Raw genomic sequence first — 959 nt, forward strand, 5'->3', positions numbered from 1 at the left:
CTGTCGGCGAAGTTCGGCGGCGAAGCGAAGGCCTACGACCAGATCGACGCGGCGCCGGAAGAAAAGGCGCGCGGCATCACGATCAACACCGCGCACGTCGAGTACGAGACGGCCAACCGTCACTATGCGCACGTGGACTGCCCGGGTCACGCTGACTATGTGAAGAACATGATCACCGGCGCTGCCCAGATGGACGGTGCCATCCTGGTGTGCTCGGCTGCTGACGGCCCGATGCCCCAGACCCGCGAGCACATCCTGCTGGCCCGCCAGGTGGGTGTGGGCTACATCATCGTCTACCTGAACAAGTGCGACATGGTGGACGACAAGGAGCTGCTCGAGCTGGTCGAAATGGAAGTYCGCGAACTCCTGGACAAGTACGAATTCCCTGGYGACGCCACCCCCATCATCCATGGCTCGGCCAAGCTCGCCCTGGAAGGCGACAAGGGCGAACTCGGCGAAGGCTCGATCATGAAGCTGGCCGAGGCGCTGGACAGCTACATCCCTACGCCTGAGCGCGCGGTGGACGGTACCTTCCTGATGCCCGTGGAAGACGTGTTCTCGATCTCGGGTCGCGGCACGGTGGTGACCGGCGCTGTGGAGCGCGGCGTCATCAAGGTCGGCGAAGAAATCGAAATCGTGGGCATTCGCCCGACGCAAAAGACCACCTGCACCGGCGTGGAAATGTTCCGCAAGCTGCTGGACCAGGGTCAGGCTGGCGACAACGTGGGCGTGCTGCTGCGCGGCACGAAGCGCGAAGAAGTCGAGCGCGGCCAAGTGCTGTGCAAGCCCGGCTCGATCAAGCCGCACACGCACTTCACCGCCGAGGTGTACGTTCTGTCGAAGGACGAGGGCGGCCGTCACACGCCGTTCTTCAACAACTACCGTCCGCAGTTCTACTTCCGCACGACGGACGTGACTGGGGCGATCGAGTTGCCCAAGGACAAGGAGATGGTCATGCC

At 63.4% G+C, this 959-nt stretch carries 1 protein-coding gene; it reads left to right on the forward strand.

Annotated features, from left to right (window positions below):
* Positions 1 to 959: elongation factor Tu (gene tuf / locus AC1DHL_RS29630; protein WP_478164314.1), on the forward strand; the 959-nt coding region annotated here is incomplete at both ends.

It is taken from the genome of Variovorax sp. 10L426 (assembly GCF_056395305.1).